The following is a 16,246-nucleotide window of genomic DNA, read 5'->3' as shown; positions in this document are numbered from 1 at the left end:
CTCTTTTTGCTGGCCACTGTTGCAGGCCGACTGTTGTTAATAAAACGCGAGTAACATGGTTGTTGAGATATTGAGTCGAACACTTGTTTGAATATTGGCAGATGGGGGCTATCACACGCAAGTTTTTAGGCACGTTTGGCGCAGCTTGTTCCTTTAACGTAGCCAAAAAAAACGCCATGGCGGCAAGCCATAGCGTTTGGAGTGGTAAACAGGCTAAATGTTCAAGCGCGTTTGGCCGGTGCACCGTTTGCCACATAGTAGTCAACGCTGGCGCGGGGGAGCGGCTCGTGCCCCTTAATACGGTCGGCGATTTTCTCCGCCAGCATGATGGTGGGCGCATTCAAGTTACCGGTAGGAATCACCGGAAAGAGCGAGGCATCGACCACGCGCAGACCCTCAATGCCATGCACGCGGCCTTGACCATCAGTGACCGCCATCTCGCCTTCGCCCATTCGGCAACTGCCGCAGGGGTGATAGGCGGTTTCTGCGTGCTGTTTAACAAAAGCGTCCAGCTCAGCGTCCGTCTGAACGTTCGGGCCAGGCGCTATTTCACGCCCTCGGTATTTATCAAACGCAGGCTGGGCGACGATGTCACGGGTGAGGCGGATAGCATCACGGAACTCTTGCCAATCTTTTTCTTTGGCCATGTAGTTGAACAGAATGCTGGGTGCCGCGTGTGGATCCGTTGACGTCAGGCGGATACGACCGCGACTTTCTGAGCGCATCGAGCCAACATGGGCTTGGAAACCATGTGCTTCTACCGCGCTTTTGCCGTTATAGCTGATAGCGATGGGCAGAAAGTGGTACTGAAGATTGGGCCACTCCTCTTCATCACGGCTGCGGATAAAGCCACAGGATTCAAACTGGTTGCTGGCGCCCACGCCGGTGCCATTGAATAGCCATTCGGCGCCAATCTTAGGCTGGTTGTACCACTTTAGCGCTGGATAGAGCGAGATAGGTTCTTTGCATTCGTATTGAATGTACATTTCCAGGTGATCCTGGAGATTTTCACCCACGCCGGGCAGGGCATGAACCGTCTCGATATTCAGTTCGTTCAGCAGTTCCGGGTTGCCAATACCTGAACGCTGCAAAATCTGCGGCGAGGCGATGGCGCCGCCACACAGAATTACTTCGCGGCGTACATAGGCCTGCTGTTTTTCACCTTTCTGCTCATAGCGAACGCCCACCGCACGCTTGCCTTCAAACTCAATGACGTCGGTAACGGCATGAGTTTCGATGGTGAGGTTGTGGCGCTGTTTGGCGGTATCCAGGTAGCCTCGAGCCGTAGACGCACGGCGACCTTTGGGCGTGACGAAGCGGTCCATGGGGCCAAAACCCTCTTGCTGGTAGCCGTTAACGTCTTCGGTTTCCGGATAGCCCGCCTGTTTTCCCGCTTCAATAAAGGTGCGGTAAAGCGGATTGTTATCTGCTTTTGGCGTGGTCACGCTCACCGGGCCGTCGCCACCGTGGTAGCTGTTGGCACCGATGTCGCGGGTTTCGCACTTTTTGAAGTAGGGCAGGCAGCTAAGGTAATCCCAATCCTCAAGACCGGGCTGTTTGGCCCAGTTGTCGTAATCGAGCGCATTGCCGCGGATATAGCACATGCCGTTAATCAGCGAGGAGCCGCCCAGACCTTTGCCGCGACCACACTCCATGCGACGACCATCCATATGCGGCTCGGGGTCGGTTTCAAACGCCCAGTTATAGCGCTTGCCCTGTAGCGGAAATGCCAGGGCAGCGGGCATTTGGGTGCGGAAATCGAAGCGATAATCCGGCCCGCCCGCTTCTAACAGCAGTACGCTGACGCTGCTGTCTTCGGTGAGGCGAGTAGCGAGCACGTTGCCCGCCGAGCCTGCACCGATAATGATGTAGTCAAATTCGCGTGGTTGAGACATAGAGTCTCCTTAAGAAATCTTGCTGAGTCGAGGAAGTGAGCCGGTAGGCATAAAAGCGAAGCGTCTTTTTCAGGGATGAAAAAGCCGAGCGCCCATGGATGGGTTCACAGCGTCTTCGTGTTATGCCTACCGGCGGAGCTAGTGCTTAGAGTTAAAACACTGACTCAAAAGGCCCCATCTCGATTTGAACTGACTTGGTTTGGGTATAGTGATTAAGCGTCTCGATACCGTTCTCACGACCAATGCCAGATTCTTTATAGCCGCCTACCGGCATCTCGGAAGGTGACTCACCCCAGGTATTGATCCAGCAGATACCGGCTTCCAATTGATGAATGACGCGGTGGGCGCGATTCAGGCTTTCGCTGAAGACACCAGCGGCAAGGCCGTAAGTGGTGTCATTGGCGCGACGAATGACTTCTGCTTCGTCATCAAAGGCGAGTACCGACATTACTGGGCCGAAGATCTCTTCGCGCACAATGCGCATTTCGTCGGTGCAGTCGGTGAAGATCGTCGGTGCCGCCCAGGCACCATTGGCAAAGCTGCCGGTATTCCACTCGTCGCCACCCACGAGCAGGCGAGCGCCTTGTTCCTTGCCCAGAGCAATATACGAAAGCACTTTCTCTTGATGTTCAAAGCTAACCAGCGGGCCAAAGTTGACGCTGGGATCCATCGGGTCGCCTGCTTTGATGCGCTTGACGCGCTCTATCAGCTTGGCTTCAAAGGCCTCTTTAACGCTGCGTTCAACAAATACCCGCGTGCCGTTGGTGCAGATTTGGCCGCTGGAGTAAAAGTTGGCCATCATGGCGGCGTCTGCGGCGCGGTCAAGGTCGGCATCTGCAAAAACTAGTAGCGGCGATTTGCCGCCTAGTTCCATGGTGACGTCTTTTAGCGTCGAGCTAGCGGCGGCGGCCATGACTTTTTTGCCGGTGCCCGCTTCGCCGGTGAACGAGACTTTGGCGATACCAGTATGCTCAGTGAGCATGGCGCCTACACGGCCATCGCCCTGTACCACGTTAAAGACGCCATTAGGCAGGCCGGCTTCTGTGAAGATTTCCGCCAGTTTCATCACGGTTAGCGGGGTCACTTCGCTGGGCTTGAATACCACTGCGTTGCCTGCCGCCAGCGCCGGTGCGGCTTTCCAGCAAGCAATTTGGATCGGGTAGTTCCAGGCGCCAATGGCGCCAATCACGCCCAGCGGTTCGCGGCGGGTGTAAACAAATGAGCTATCACGCAGAGGGATCTGGCTGCCTTGAATAGCAGGCGCCAAGCCAGCGTAGTACTCCAGCGCATCTGCGCCGGTAACGATATCGACACTGGCGGTTTCGCTGATCGGCTTACCGGTGTTGCGGGTTTCCAGCTCAGCAAGTTCATCATTGCGTTCTCTTAGCAGCGCGACGGCGCGCAGCAGAATACGCGAGCGCTCCATGCCAGTCATCGCGGCCCACTCGCGCTGGCCTCGCTGGGCAGCGGCGACCGCAGTGTCGACATCAGTTTGGCTAGCTTGGCCGATAGTGGCCAGCAGGCTGCCATCAAACGGGTTGGTAACGGTAAAAGTATCGCCTGAGGTGGAGGCTACCTGGCGACCATCAATATAAAGAGGCTGTACGTCTTGAGCGGCCATGTCGGTCTCCTTGAATATAAAAAATTAACTGTTCGTGTGGGATGCAGGCGTTGTACATCCATAATGAGCAAAAAGCTGATCGAGATAAGTGTGCGCAAGAAGGCGGGCTTCGTCAGCATCTAATCCTTCTGGGGTAAGGGCGCCACGTAGCCACAGACCGTCGATCATGGCAGCCAAACCACGCGCTGCGTTGCGGGCTTCTGCGCGGGCCATTACACGTCGAAACTGGTGACATAAGTTGCTGTAAAGACGACGATCATTGACGTTTTGCAGCCGCTGCAGCATAGGTTTATGCATGCTGCTGGCCCAGAACGCTAACCACGTTTTAGCGGCGGGGCCGGTGACCTGAGTGCGGTCAAAGTTACCCTCAATAATGGCGCCAATATGAGCACGGGGAGAGTCGTCTTCCAATGCATGTCGGCGCACCGCAACGGCCCCGGTCAGGTCGGTCAGGATTTGCCGCATTGTCGCTTCCAACAAGCCATCTTTACCGCCAAAGTAGTGACTGATAATGCCCGCTGAAACACCCGCATGACGTGCAATGCGCATGACGGTCGTTTCGGCCAGGCCGACTTCATCAATGGCTGCCATGGTTGCGGTAATTAACTGCTGGCGGCGTATCGGTTCCATTCCCACCTTTGGCACAGCGTTCTCCTAATTCGTTGAATGCCTAACTTGGGTAGATGCTTGAAACCCAGGCGCAGGCATGATTACCTAACCATGATGGCATTTTTTTATTGAACGTTCAATCAATAAAAAGGCGCCGACATTTACACTGGATGCGACCACTGCCACCACTGAGTGTTCGCAGCAGACGTTTAAGGGGAACCACGATCATGAGCAGAACTTCTTCACGCTACGCAGGTGCTTTATTGCTGGCAGCAGGCCTACCGGCGGTGGCTTACGCCGACGAGTGCAGCAGCGTGCGCTTTGCAGAAGTGGGCTGGACGGACATCACCGCGACGACAGCGCTAGCCAGTGAAGTACTTGAAGGGCTTGGTTACGAACCAAGCGTGGATACGGTTTCCGTGCCGATCGCCTACGCAGGCATGCGCAACAATGATTTTGATGTCTTCCTGGGTAATTGGATGCCTTCGATGGCTTCCATCAGCGACCCCTATATCGAGCGTGGCGAGGTTGAGCGCCTGGTGGCTAACCTGGAAGGGGCGAAGTACACCCTCGCAGTGCCCCAGTATGTTTACGACGCTGGCGTGACCTCGGTTAATGATTTAGCGGAGCATGCCGACCAGTTTGATCGCAGCGTGCATGGTATCGAGGCGGGTAACGACGGCAACGAGATGATCGAGCAGATGATCGATGATGACGCTTATGGCCTTGGCGATTGGCAGGTAATCGATTCCAGCGAAGCGGGAATGCTGGCTGAGCTAAGTGCCCGAGTACCTAACGAGCAGTGGATGGTGTTTTTAGGCTGGGAGCCGCACCCCATGAACTCCAACTTCGAGATGGCCTACCTTTCTGATGCCGATGACTATTTTGGCCCAGATTTAGGCGGCGCGACGGTGCACACCAATACCCGTGCGGGCTTTGTGGAGGAGTGCCCAAATGTGGGAACGCTATTGCGCAACATGACGTTTACCCTGGAAATGGAAAACCAACTAATGAGCGCGATCATGGATGATGGCGAAGACCCCCGTGATGCCGCGCGTGATTACTTGAAGGCCAATGATGGCGTGCTTGACGAGTGGTTAGACGGCGTGACCACACGCAACGGCGAGCCTGGTGCTGAAGCCGTGCGTACTGCTATTCAATAAGTCAATTTCGATACGCTTTGTTAACTAGCAGGGCAAGCCGGAATCCGGCTTGCCTTTCATCGTTAAGATAGGCATAATCTGCACCCGTTGATGAGGTAAGGCTACGTAGCTCAGCTGGTTAGAGCACATCACTCATAATGATGGGGTCCCCTGTTCAAATCAGGGCGTAGCCACCACATCAGCATTAGCACACTGACTCAATAACAGAGTGTGCCGTTATGGTGGCCCCTTAGGTCCTCCCGCAACGCTAAACTGCGAACCCCGCCAGGCCCGGAAGGGAGCAACGGTAGTGGTGGCTGCGTGTGCCGGGATGTGGCTTTTGGGGCCGCCTCCATTTTTGTCGTTTCTCCTTCAAAGTGGCACAAACTGTCCTGCTGTTGTCATTTTTTGCCTTTTCTCGTGGCATAACCTACTTTTGTAGTAATAAAACAAAAATAGGTGTACTGCCATGTATACCCGTACCTTGCGTCCTTCTCCCGTCAAGCACATCTATAAATTTGCCAGTCACAAGAATGGCAATGTCCAGACTGTTGAGTCCTCCCTCGAATTTAATGCCTGCTTTCATTTTGAATATGCCAACGAGGTAAGTTCCTTCGTTGCTCAGCCAGAAGGCTTTTATTATCAATTTGAAAACAGGACTTGCTCTTACACACCCGACTTTGAGCTTTTCTGCCGCTCAGGAAAGAAGGTGTTTGTTGAAATAAAGCCACCTCCAGAAGCTTTGAAGCATGATTTCATCCAGCGTTTTACCGCTAAAAAAAAGGCGGTTGAAATGCTGGGCAAAGAGCTAATTCTAGTCACTGATCATCAAATCAGTTCAATTCCAAAACTGAGAAATCTGAAACTAATTAACCGATATGCAGGGCTTTATACTGAGGCGGTATCTCGTAAAAAAATTCACGAATTGATAAAGAAGTCTCATGGTTTAACTATTGCTGATATTTCTGAACTGTGTGGTGCTGACTCAGCTGAGGTCTTGGTTGACGTTATGTGGTTAGTTGCTTCGGGAAAAGTTCTCATAAATATTGATGAAACGTTTGGATATGAATCTCTAATTTGGGTTGGAGGTGGGCAATGAGCATCGAATTTTTTAGTGATGAATTCCCAGGCTTCCAAAGTGGGGAGGCATCCGCAGTTGTAGATAGACAATATCTAAATGCGCCTGAGCGCCTTTCTTATATTTCATTTGATTCCTTAAGCAAAAGCGTACAAGAGGAAGCGTATTATAAGTATAAAGTTATCGTTCTAGTTAATGAGCATCTCCAGGGTGGGTGGACGAAAAAGAATATTGAACCACTTTTAGACTCGTTGTTAGAGCAAGGCCATATTGAAAAAAAGCCATCATGGAGAAGTGTTGCAAGATGGCATAAAAATTACGATCAAGACATTGGGCCAAAATCATTGGTTTCTGCGAAAGGACTAGTGAAAAACGCTGGAAATTCAAAAAGAGATGATGCGGATTTTTATAAAAAAGCTGTGGAAGAAAAGTTTCTCAAAAGAGAGAGGCCGCATGTATCTACCGCTTATTATCACTATTTTAACAATATACTACTATATAACAGGGCGCACCCTGATAATGCTATTGAACCTATTACAAAATCTGCATTTTACAAACGTGTAAAGAAAATTTCTCCCTACGAAGTAGAGGTAGGGCGTTTTGGTAAAGCTGAGGCCGATAAAAATTACCGTGTTGTGAATAAGTTTTCCGCGGCAGAACGTGTGATGGAGCGCGTTGAGATTGATCATACACCTCTCGACTTGATTTTATTAGACGATACATTGCTCATTCCTATAGGAAGGCCGTATTTAACAATCTTAATAGATTGCCATAGTAGGTGTATAATTGGTTTTTATCTTAGCTTTCAGGAGCCAAGTTATAACTCAATAAGAAGCGCAATCATGAACGCGTGTTTAAGTAAAGAAGATGTTGTTGAAAAATATCCAATGATTAAAAAAGATTGGCCGTGTCAAGGTAAAATTGAAACGCTAGTTGTCGATAATGGAGCTGAGTTCTGGTCAAAAAATTTAGAATTTTTCTGCGCATCAGTCGGTATAAACATTGAATTTAACCCTGTGGGTAAACCTTGGAAAAAACCTTTAGTTGAAAGGTTGTTTTCAATTTATAATTCTAAGTTTGTGAAAGAAATACCTGGCACTACTTTTTCTAATGCCCAACAGTTAGCTGGTTATAAACCTGAGAAAGATGCAATCCTTCCGTTTTCCTATTTTATTGAGCTAATGCATATTTGGATAATTGATATTTATAACCAGTCGCCAGATAGCAGGATGACGAGAATACCTGCATTATCTTGGGATATTAGTTGTAAAAAGTATCCTCCTCCTTTATATAGTGGTTTTGAAGAAAAAAAATTTAAAATTGAAGCCTTTCCTACTGAACTGTGTACTCTGCGAAGAGGGGGAATAAGCATTGATAGAATCGATTATACTAATGAAGAGTTGGTGGAGTATCGTAAGATTACCCCACCGCCACCTGGTAGCAAAGTAGTGAAGGTTGTTGTTAAGAGAGATCCAGACGATGTCTCTTACATATATGTTTATTTGGTAGAAAAAAAAGAATATATCAGGGTTTCTGCTGTTGACCCAGATCACTTATATGATGGGCTGAGTGTTTTTCAGCTAAAAGTAAGACGTAAATTACATCGTAATTTTATAAATTCGAAAACTGATTATGTAGGTATTGCGGAAGCTGAAAAATTGATTGACGATAGAGTTTGTGAAATTGCAGAGGAAGTGTCCGCTTCAAAGAAAAAAATTAAAGGAACTAAAAAGGCGGCGGCTTATTTTGGAATATCAAGTGAAAACCCTAGCTCTATCATAGATGGCTTTACTAGTAGGGAAATAAGTGATATCGAGAAAGGAAATAAGTCACACAGTGATGTAAATCCAAATGACGAAGAATGGAAAAGAATTTCTGATGATTTGGAGCCCTACTCATGAATATGTTAATGAGTAACGAAAAATTAGAGCAGCAAATTTATTTCAAGAATTGCTATGTCAAGCATTCGTCTGTTGCAAGAGCCATAAGTTCTTTAGAAATTCTGAAAGCTAATCATGCTCTAGGGGGAGAACAACAGTGTATGTTAATAATAGGAGACCCTGGTTCAGGAAAGAGTAGGCTGGTTCAAGAGTTCCAATCTCAATATCCAGAGTATGTTGAAAATGGCACCGTTATTAAGCCTGTGCTTGTTTCAAGAATTCCAAGTAAACCAGATGTTGAAAGCATGTTGATACAGCTCATGATGGATTTAGGGCAATTCGGAGCTGATACTAGGCGAGAGAGGAGGCGGGAGGCGGGTCTTGCTGAAGCATTAGTTAAGATGTTGAAAAAATGCAAATCTGAAATTATAATAATTAACGAATTTCAGGAGTTAATAGAGTTCAAGTCCGTTGAAGAAAAACAAAGAATAGCTAATATATTAAAGTTGGTAAATGAAAAAGCAGGTATTCCTATAGTTCTTGTCGGTATGCCTTGGGCTGCTGAAATATTAAATGAGCCCCAGTGGGCTTCACGCTTGATGTGCACAATAGAATTGCCTTATTTTAAGTTTTTCAATTTAGAAGACAGAATTGAGTTTACACGTTTTATTAAGGGCTTAGCGTCTAAAATGGGTTTTAAAAAAGCCCCTAGTATTCATGTTGATGAAATTTTGTTCCCTTTGTTTTCTGTTACACGAGGCGAAACAAGGCAAGTGAAAAGAGTGTTAGAGGGCGCGCTTTGTGTGGCATTGTCACAAAATGATAGCACTGTTCGTAGGCAACACTTTTTAGAGGCATGCGATAAATTTTTTTTAGGGGCGGATAACCCTTTTGAGCTTGAGTTAGAAGATGTTCCGATTAGTGAAGTTTCGAAATACTCTTCATATAACCGTTATTCAACTGTGGAATCTGAAACATTTGTTGCGACACAGTTTACTCGTAAAATCCCAACGCGTGAATTATTTTCAAAAAATTAAACAATTATTCAGATGTCTCATTTCGGTAAATAACAATACGGGCACTTCTAAAACAATACCATTGCATTCTTGCTAAGAATCTCTTAGCATATTTTTGTGTCATCTTGCGCTAGCCTAGCGGCTTTCCAAGTAGCGATGGTGTTTTCATGGACAGTCCGCTTCCAGATCGCTTGAGAGCCGCCAGGCAAGCAGCGGGTATGACACAAAGGCAGTTGGGTGAATACCTCGGCATGGAGCCGAATTTGGCGAGTGCGCGTATGACGCAGTATGAAAAGGGGCAGCATGCGCCCAATTTCCAGTTGCTGAAGAGGCTTTCAGAGGCACTAGAGGTGCCCATTCCCTATTTTTTCTGCGAAGACGATACCGTGGCAGAATTGATTCTTGAGTTAGATAAACTCGACCCTGCAGAACGCCAACGTTTGTTGGAACAGCTTAAAAAGGGCAGTGCGCCTAGCGAAAGCTGATCTCGTTACTGATCAGCTGCCTGCAATTCCAATGTAATTGACCTTGATGAGCACCTTTTGACTTCTTTCAGCTACAATTCTGACCTGATCGGCGGTGGTCTGATGGTGCGCGAAAGCCGTGCCGTTGCCGATTTGCTGCTCTCTAATGCTGATGAAAGGCAGTGGCACCAGGCAATCATCGTTGATAACCGCCTCCAGAAGAACCGTCCCGCCACTGCTAAACGTGCAGGTCAAGCTATTCGTAAGCGCTTAGAGAAGCTGGAGCCACCTTTTTGGCAAGCGCTACGTGATGGCGACGACCAGCTCGCCACACAGGTGTCTTTCTGTGCGGCGATGGCACGTAACCTGCTATTGGTGGAGTTTCTTGAAAGTGTTGTCGCCGATGCGTTCTTAACCCAGACGGAGGCGCTTCAGGCCTATCAGTGGGATGAGTTTTTAGCTGAGCGTGCCCACCGCGATGCAGCAATAGCAGGGTGGGCCGAAAGCTCGAAACGTAAAATGGGGCAGGTGGTGTACCGTATGTTGGCCGACGTTGGCGCACTGGCGTCCAGTCGCTCGCGCAAGTTACAGCCCTTGTTGCTGCGTCCAGAAGTAAAAAGCTTGCTTGAAACCTACCAGCACGTCCGCTTGAGTACCTGTTGTCGCTTGCTAAGATAGGTGCCCATAGTACATGCCTGCTTGTCAAAAGCCGTGGCTTCTTCAAAACGCGACTAAGTAGATCTTGCAAGCTATGTAGCTGGCGGCATAGTCTTGCTCAATCAGCCGTTTGCATTAGAAAACCTCTCGCATCCAACATGCTAGACACAGGGACGCATCCGCATGTCACAGAGTGATCAGTACCCACCCCCCAGCGGCTTTAACCACCACGAGGATGACCAGCTTCGGGCGCGTTTGAACCAAGTCGCTGAGAAAATCACGCGTCCCGATTTTTTAGCGGGCCAGGGGTTGGGTAATGAACTGGGCTTCTGGATTTTCGATTACGCCCCAGAGCATGAACTCCAGGTGCGTGCCTACCTGAACTTCCTCCCCTCATTAATGGCACGCCAGCACCCTGATATCAAAATGGCGCAGGTCAATCTGCTGGAAGTGCTAAAGGATTACCTGACTGAGCGCGGCTTCCTGGATAAAGCCATTGCCATGCAAAAAAGCAAAGGCGATGCGGCACTGCTCAAAGCGCTACGTGGGCCGCTGCACATGGACAAGTTCGCCCCATACCTTATCCGACACTCTTTGTCGCATGACCCCGATATTGTGCTGCTTACCGGTGTGGGTAGCCTATGGCCCATGGTGCGTGCGCACAGCTTGTTAAATGCCCTACACGGGCCGCTTGGCCATAAGCCATTGGTACTCTTCTACCCAGGCCGATACGACGGACAAACGATGTCGTTGTTTAAGCAGATCAAAAGCAATAACTACTACCGTGCGTTTGCGCTTGTGCCCTAGCGCAACGGATGACGTCATGCCGTATATTATGTTCGCTTGGTGAGTAGTGGTCTTTGATATCGCTTTACCTCTCAGCCTGAAACACCCAGGGTTCAAACATTTACAGGACAGATATGCACATTCAAGAGCTCTTCCTCAAACCGCTCAGCCGGTCAATCAACGGCGTGGTCAAGGCCGACCAGCGTGACCAGGAAACCGTCTACCAAGAGCTGGATGAGTATGTCGTCACCAACGAGTTAGAAAAGCACTTTCGCGCTTTTTTTGAATCTTACACCACCCCTTTAGATGACCCTTCCATCGCCAACCGCGTGGGCGTTTGGGTCAGCGGCTTTTTTGGGTCGGGTAAATCGCACTTTTTGAAAACGCTTTCTTACCTACTCGCCAACACGGAAGCGTTTGATGCCAGCGGCCAGGCCAAGCGAGCCGCCGACTTTTTTGATGAGCAGAAGCTGATCGATAGCTCTATTCGGGCTGATATCGACAAAGCCGTTCGTGAGCCGGCCCACGTGGTGCTGTTCAACATCGACAGCAAGGCCAGCTCGAACGACGATGGCAACCCCATCCTCAACGTCTTCTTGCGCGTGTTTAACGAGCACCAGGGCTTTAGCTCCGATTACCCGCATATCGCCCACATGGAACGTCACCTGGAAAAACGCGGCGTGTATGAGCGCTTTAAGCAGGCCTTTAACGAAGCCAGCGGCGTGGTGTGGGAAGAGGAGCGAGACGGCTATCAGTTCTACCAGGATGATATTGAGCAAGCGATTGGTGCCGCGCTCGATCTCTCTCCTGAAGCGGCGCATAAATGGTTTGAGGAATCCGAAACCAACTTCAGCGTCTCGGTAGAGAACTTCTGCCACTGGGTAAAAGAGTTTTTGGAGTCGCAGTCAGCGACCCAGCGCATGGTGTTCATGGTCGATGAAGTCGGCCAGTTTATTGGCAGCGACACGCGCTTAATGCTGACCCTGCAAACGCTCACCGAAAACCTCGGCACGATCTGCGGTGGTCGCGCCTGGATCGTCGTGACGTCTCAGGCGGATATGGACGCCGTACTAGGGGAGATGACCGCGTCAAAAGCCAACGATTTCTCCAAGATCGCCGGGCGCTTTAAAACCCGCTTATCGCTCTCAAGCTCCAACTCCGATGAAGTGATCCGCAAGCGCCTATTGGTGAAAACCGACCCAGCACGCGCCGAGCTGGAAGGCGTGTTTGAGGCCAAGGGCTCGATTCTGCGTAACCAGCTGACCTTTGACCGCTCCGGCCCCACGCTGAAAAATATCGAAGGCGTCGAGAGCTTTATCGCCAATTACCCCTTTGTGCCATACCACTTCCAGCTGGTGCAAAAAGTCTTTGAAGAGATCCGCAAGGTAGGGGCGACCGGTGCGCACCTGGCCTACGGCGAGCGCTCCATGCTCGATGCGTTCCACATGGCCGCCAAAGCCGTGCAGGAGAAAACGATTGGCGCACTGGTACCGATGCACTGCTTCTACACAGCAGTAGAGGGCTTTCTCGATACAGCGGTAAAACGCACCATTGATCAGGCCAGCGAAAACCCCGTGTTAGAGGCGTTTGATGTCGAAACCCTGCGCACGCTGTTTATGATCCGCTATGTGGATTTGGTCAAAGGCACGGTCGATAATCTAGTCACACTCTCGCTGACCCAAATCGACGATGACCGTATCGCCATTCGGGAGCAGCTGGAAGCCACCCTGGCACGGTTGGAAAAAGAGAGCCTGATTACCCGCAACGGCGATGAGTACCAGTTCCTCACCAATGAAGAGCGGGACATCACCCGTAAGATCAAAGCCACCGAAGTCACCAGCAGCGACGAAAACAAGGAGCTTTCCAGCCTAATCTTCAAAGACCTGCTTCGCGACCGCACCAAATACCGCTACCCGGTCAACAAAACCGACTACAGCATTGGCCGTTACCTGGATGGCCACACCCTGGATGGCCGCTACCAGAGCCAGCTACGGGTAGAGGTGGTCTCACCGCTCGACGTGGAGTACGTTCAGCTAAGCGAAGCGGGCTGCATTCACAAAAGCGGCGATAACGGCGGGCAGGTGCTCATCAAGCTGCCTGACGACAAGCGCTTTACCGATGAACTGCGCACGCTGCTAAAAACCGATAAGTTTATCCGCCTGAACCTATCGGCCAACGACCACAGCGTGGAGCGCATTCTGGCCGACCGTGGCCGTGAAAACCAAGAGCGCAAAAAGCGCCTGCGGGTGCGTTTAGAAGAGATGCTGCTGGATGCGGATGTCTACGCGCTTGGCCAGAAGCTCGATCTCAGCCGAGGCCAGCTCAACAGCCGTTTAGACGACGCCTGCCGCTACCTGCTGGAAAACACCTACAACAAGCTAAGCCAGCTCACGGTGCTCAGCCCGGAGCCAATGCGCGAGCTGCAGGCCGTATTAACCGCCGATGACCTGGGCACCCAGAACCTGAACCTAGACGGCGAGGAGGGCAACGCCCAAGCGGTGAAAGAGGTAGAGCAGTATATTTCGCTACACGGTGGCGAGCCGGTGCCTTTGAACCCGCTGATTGAGCGCTTTAGCAACCGACCCTTCGGCTGGCCGGAAGGCGAAACGCTGCTGATTCTAGGCCGCCTACATGCCGCTGGGCGCTTAACCTTCCATACCGCTGGCCCCGCGCTGAGCGGTAAAGAGGCGTTTGAGCTACTCAACAACGCCCGCCGCCGCAGTGAAGTGCGCCTCCAGAAAAAGCGCCAAACCGAAGACGCGGTGCTCAACAAAGCCCGCAACCTCACCAAAGAGCTATTCGGCCAGCTAGGCCCCACCAGCGAAAAAGAACTGTTCACCTATTACGTAGACCGCTTATCCCACTGGCGGCGCGAGCTAGAGGCGTATAAAAGCAAAACCGACGTGGGCAACTTCCCTGGACGCAACGCCATTGATAGCTCACTGCGCGAAGTGGAGCGCCTGCTGCGCCTGGACGATAGCTTTGATTTCTTCAAAACCATTGCCAGCCAGCAAGATACGCTGCTCGATGTGGAAGAGGACTACCGCGATCTCAGTGACTTCTTCACCAAGCAGCTGACGACCTGGCAACAGCTAGAGCAGGCGCTTAACCGGTTTGCGGTGAACCGCCTAGAGCTTGAGAAAAACACCCAGGCCCAGCAAGCGCTGGCCGAGTGTGAGCGTATTTACCGCGCCGACGCCCCCTACGCCATGCTCAATAAAGTGGATGGCCTGGTACGCGCGCTGGATGAGATTAACAGCGGCCTGGTGGAGGAAAAACGCCAGCACGCCATTGCCCGTATCGACACGCGCATTGCCAAAGTAAGCGCTGAAATAGCCAAAAGCGGCATTGGCACCGCCGAACTCAGCAACCGATTGCTGCACCCGCTGCAGCAGCTTAAAGCCTCCGTGAATCAGTCGGTCAGCATCGCGCAGATCTACCAGCTGCAAACCGAAACCGCCGTCGAGGAAGAAGAAGCCAGCCTGGAGGCACTGCACAACGCCCAGACTGAAGCCGCCAAGCGGCAGCCGCCTGCGCCTGCGGGAGAGGCCACAACACCAGCGCCCAGATCAGAGAGCCCCAAACCAGCCACACAGACGGCACCACGGGATACAACCTACGGCCCGCACACCGCAACAGCCCCGGCAGCGGTGAATGCCCCCAAACCCGTGGCAAGGGTGCGTGTGAGCGACGTACTCAGCCGCGTGCATAGCGGTGTGTACCTGGAAAGCCAAGCGGAAGTGGATGCCTTTATGGACGAGCTGAGAAAAGAGCTGGAAGGGGCACTTTCAGCGGGCAAACGGGTACAGGTGCGGTAGCGCCTGGATAGGTTGGTTGGCAAAAACAGCAGCGTTGCTAAAAGGAGTGCCGCATGACACATAGCCTTTCTACCCGCGCCGACTATCAGGCCTGGCTGAGCAGCATTAAGCAGCGTGTGCAGTCTGCTCGTATGCGGGCAGCACTAGCGGCGAATGGCGAACTGATCGCACTCTACTACGAACTGGGCGCTCAGATTGTCGAAAGGGAAACCCAGGCACAGTGGGGCAGTGGCTTTATTAACGCTTTCAGCAACGACCTACGCCACGCGTTTCCAGAGGTCGGTGGGTTTTCTCCCAAAAATCTGCGCTACTGCCGAGCTTTCTTCCGGTTTTACTGTGATCCTGCAATTTGGCAACAGGCTGTTGCCAAATTGGCCGACACGCCCTGGGCCGGTATAGATGCCGATCGTGCTGGTTTACTGGTCCAAACGCCCTGGGGGCATAATATCCAGATTTTCAGCAAATGTGCTGACCTAAACGAAGCCGACTTCTACCTCACCCAAACCCTGGAACATGGCTGGAGCCGTGACGTGCTGGCCCTGCAACTCAAGTCGCGGCTGCATGAGCGTACCGGCAAGGCGGTGAGTAACTTTTCCCGCACGTTGCCAGCCCCCCAGTCGGATCTTGCTCAGCAAACGCTCAAAGACCCCTATACCTTCGACTTTATGTCTCTGACCGCGCCTTATAACGAGCGTGACGTAGAGCGTCAGCTCACTCAGCATATCACCCAATTTCTACTGGAATTGGGTAAGGGCTTTGCGTTTATCGGTCGCCAGTACGCCCTCGAAGTAGCTGGTAACGACTACTATCTCGACCTGCTGTTCTATCACGTCACCCTCAAGTGCTACGTGGTCATCGAACTCAAGAACCGACGTTTTATCCCGGAATACGCAGGTAAACTGAACTTTTACCTGTCGGCGGTGGACAGCCTACTCAAGCGCGACGATGACCAACCCACCATTGGCCTGTTGTTGTGTCGGGATAAAAATAACATCGAAGTCGAGTTTGCTCTACGCGACCTGAATAAGCCCATGGGTGTCAGTGAGTACAACCTGGTTGAGACCTTGCCAGACAACCTCAAAGGCTCGCTGCCCACCGTAGAGGAAATTGAACAAGATTTACGGCAGCTACAAGAGGGAATGGATGAATAACTGGCTGGCAATACCGTTTTCCATTAAAAGCAATGGGTCAGTGACCTAGTCACCGACCCAGTAAGCAGCACAGCTAGCGTCAGTCCAGTAGATGGCTAGCAAGCCTAGAACAGTCACGCACAGAAAAAC

The 16,246-nt window shown here is 51.2% G+C and carries 12 protein-coding genes, 1 tRNA gene and 1 other RNA gene; 11 read left to right on the top strand and 3 right to left on the bottom strand.

Going from position 1 to position 16,246, the window contains the following annotated elements:
- Nucleotides 1–221 precede the first annotated feature (221 nt).
- From betA to betI, 3 genes are all read right to left on the bottom strand, one after another.
- Entirely contained in the window at nucleotides 222–1,895 is a 1,674-nt protein-coding gene (gene betA, locus HZS80_RS09770) for a choline dehydrogenase (RefSeq protein WP_179915955.1), read from the bottom strand.
- 151 nt (nucleotides 1,896–2,046) lie between these two features.
- Nucleotides 2,047–3,516, bottom strand: a complete 1,470-nt coding sequence (betB, locus tag HZS80_RS09765) for a betaine-aldehyde dehydrogenase (RefSeq protein WP_179915954.1) — start codon at nucleotides 3,514–3,516, stop codon at nucleotides 2,047–2,049.
- 24 nt (nucleotides 3,517–3,540) lie between these two features.
- Nucleotides 3,541–4,146, bottom strand: coding sequence for a transcriptional regulator BetI (gene betI, locus HZS80_RS09760; protein WP_035563660.1), 606 nt, complete (start codon nucleotides 4,144–4,146; stop codon nucleotides 3,541–3,543).
- Nucleotides 4,147–4,352: 206 nt separating this feature from the next.
- Here betI and HZS80_RS09755 point away from each other — a divergent pair, with 206 nt between their 5' ends.
- From HZS80_RS09755 to HZS80_RS09705, 11 genes are all read left to right on the top strand, one after another.
- Nucleotides 4,353–5,288 (top strand): choline ABC transporter substrate-binding protein, encoded by a 936-nt coding sequence (locus tag HZS80_RS09755; protein ID WP_179915952.1) that lies wholly within the window; start codon nucleotides 4,353–4,355, stop codon nucleotides 5,286–5,288.
- A 99-nt stretch (nucleotides 5,289–5,387) separates the two neighbouring features.
- Nucleotides 5,388–5,464: transfer RNA gene (locus HZS80_RS09750), tRNA-Met, on the top strand.
- A 52-nt stretch (nucleotides 5,465–5,516) separates the two neighbouring features.
- Nucleotides 5,517–5,613: signal recognition particle sRNA small type (ffs, locus tag HZS80_RS09745), an RNA gene on the top strand.
- A 123-nt stretch (nucleotides 5,614–5,736) separates the two neighbouring features.
- Nucleotides 5,737–6,366: a TnsA endonuclease N-terminal domain-containing protein gene (locus HZS80_RS09740; protein WP_179915951.1), complete on the top strand. Its 630-nt coding sequence runs from the start codon at nucleotides 5,737–5,739 to the stop codon at nucleotides 6,364–6,366.
- A complete protein-coding gene (locus HZS80_RS09735) occupies nucleotides 6,363–8,246 on the top strand; it encodes a Mu transposase C-terminal domain-containing protein (RefSeq protein WP_083023766.1) in 1,884 nt (627 codons plus the stop codon). Before HZS80_RS09740 ends, HZS80_RS09735 begins: the two co-directional genes overlap by 4 nt.
- Nucleotides 8,243–9,262, top strand: a complete 1,020-nt coding sequence (locus tag HZS80_RS09730; RefSeq protein WP_083023768.1) for a TniB family NTP-binding protein — start codon at nucleotides 8,243–8,245, stop codon at nucleotides 9,260–9,262. Before HZS80_RS09735 ends, HZS80_RS09730 begins: the two co-directional genes overlap by 4 nt.
- 146 nt (nucleotides 9,263–9,408) lie before the next feature.
- Nucleotides 9,409–9,726, top strand: a complete 318-nt coding sequence (locus tag HZS80_RS09725) for a helix-turn-helix domain-containing protein (RefSeq protein WP_009095642.1) — start codon at nucleotides 9,409–9,411, stop codon at nucleotides 9,724–9,726.
- A gap of 57 nt (nucleotides 9,727–9,783) precedes the next feature.
- On the top strand, nucleotides 9,784–10,383 hold the full coding sequence (locus HZS80_RS09720; RefSeq protein ID WP_179915950.1) for a DUF1819 family protein: 600 nt from the start codon (nucleotides 9,784–9,786) through the stop codon (nucleotides 10,381–10,383).
- A gap of 162 nt (nucleotides 10,384–10,545) precedes the next feature.
- Nucleotides 10,546–11,169, top strand: a complete 624-nt coding sequence (locus HZS80_RS09715) for a DUF1788 domain-containing protein (RefSeq protein ID WP_009095647.1) — start codon at nucleotides 10,546–10,548, stop codon at nucleotides 11,167–11,169.
- Between the two features lie 113 nt (nucleotides 11,170–11,282).
- Nucleotides 11,283–14,966: a BREX system P-loop protein BrxC gene (gene brxC, locus HZS80_RS09710; protein ID WP_179915949.1), complete on the top strand. Its 3,684-nt coding sequence runs from the start codon at nucleotides 11,283–11,285 to the stop codon at nucleotides 14,964–14,966.
- Nucleotides 14,967–15,019: 53 nt separating this feature from the next.
- Nucleotides 15,020–16,117, top strand: a complete 1,098-nt coding sequence (locus HZS80_RS09705; RefSeq protein WP_179915948.1) for a PDDEXK nuclease domain-containing protein — start codon at nucleotides 15,020–15,022, stop codon at nucleotides 16,115–16,117.
- The last annotated feature ends 129 nt before the right edge of the window (nucleotides 16,118–16,246 follow it).

The sequence above is a fragment of the Vreelandella glaciei genome, assembly GCF_013415125.1.
Lineage (GTDB): Bacteria > Pseudomonadota > Gammaproteobacteria > Pseudomonadales > Halomonadaceae > Vreelandella > Vreelandella glaciei.
This window is presented reverse-complemented; position numbering and strand designations above follow the sequence as displayed.

Excerpts from the sequence above, each read along its gene's own strand:
- HZS80_RS09715 (WP_009095647.1), top strand. The coding sequence starts at position 10,546 with ATGTCACAGAGTGATCAGTACCCACCCCCCAGCGGCTTTAACCACCAC.
- HZS80_RS09740 (WP_179915951.1), top strand. The coding sequence starts at position 5,737 with ATGTATACCCGTACCTTGCGTCCTTCTCCCGTCAAGCACATCTATAAA.
- betB (WP_179915954.1), bottom strand. The coding sequence starts at position 3,516 with ATGGCCGCTCAAGACGTACAGCCTCTTTATATTGATGGTCGCCAGGTA.
- betA (WP_179915955.1), bottom strand. The coding sequence starts at position 1,895 with ATGTCTCAACCACGCGAATTTGACTACATCATTATCGGTGCAGGCTCG.
- betI (WP_035563660.1), bottom strand. The coding sequence starts at position 4,146 with ATGGAACCGATACGCCGCCAGCAGTTAATTACCGCAACCATGGCAGCC.
- HZS80_RS09730 (WP_083023768.1), top strand. The coding sequence starts at position 8,243 with ATGAATATGTTAATGAGTAACGAAAAATTAGAGCAGCAAATTTATTTC.
- HZS80_RS09725 (WP_009095642.1), top strand. The coding sequence starts at position 9,409 with ATGGACAGTCCGCTTCCAGATCGCTTGAGAGCCGCCAGGCAAGCAGCG.
- HZS80_RS09755 (WP_179915952.1), top strand. The coding sequence starts at position 4,353 with ATGAGCAGAACTTCTTCACGCTACGCAGGTGCTTTATTGCTGGCAGCA.
- HZS80_RS09705 (WP_179915948.1), top strand. The coding sequence starts at position 15,020 with ATGACACATAGCCTTTCTACCCGCGCCGACTATCAGGCCTGGCTGAGC.
- HZS80_RS09735 (WP_083023766.1), top strand. The coding sequence starts at position 6,363 with ATGAGCATCGAATTTTTTAGTGATGAATTCCCAGGCTTCCAAAGTGGG.
- brxC (WP_179915949.1), top strand. The coding sequence starts at position 11,283 with ATGCACATTCAAGAGCTCTTCCTCAAACCGCTCAGCCGGTCAATCAAC.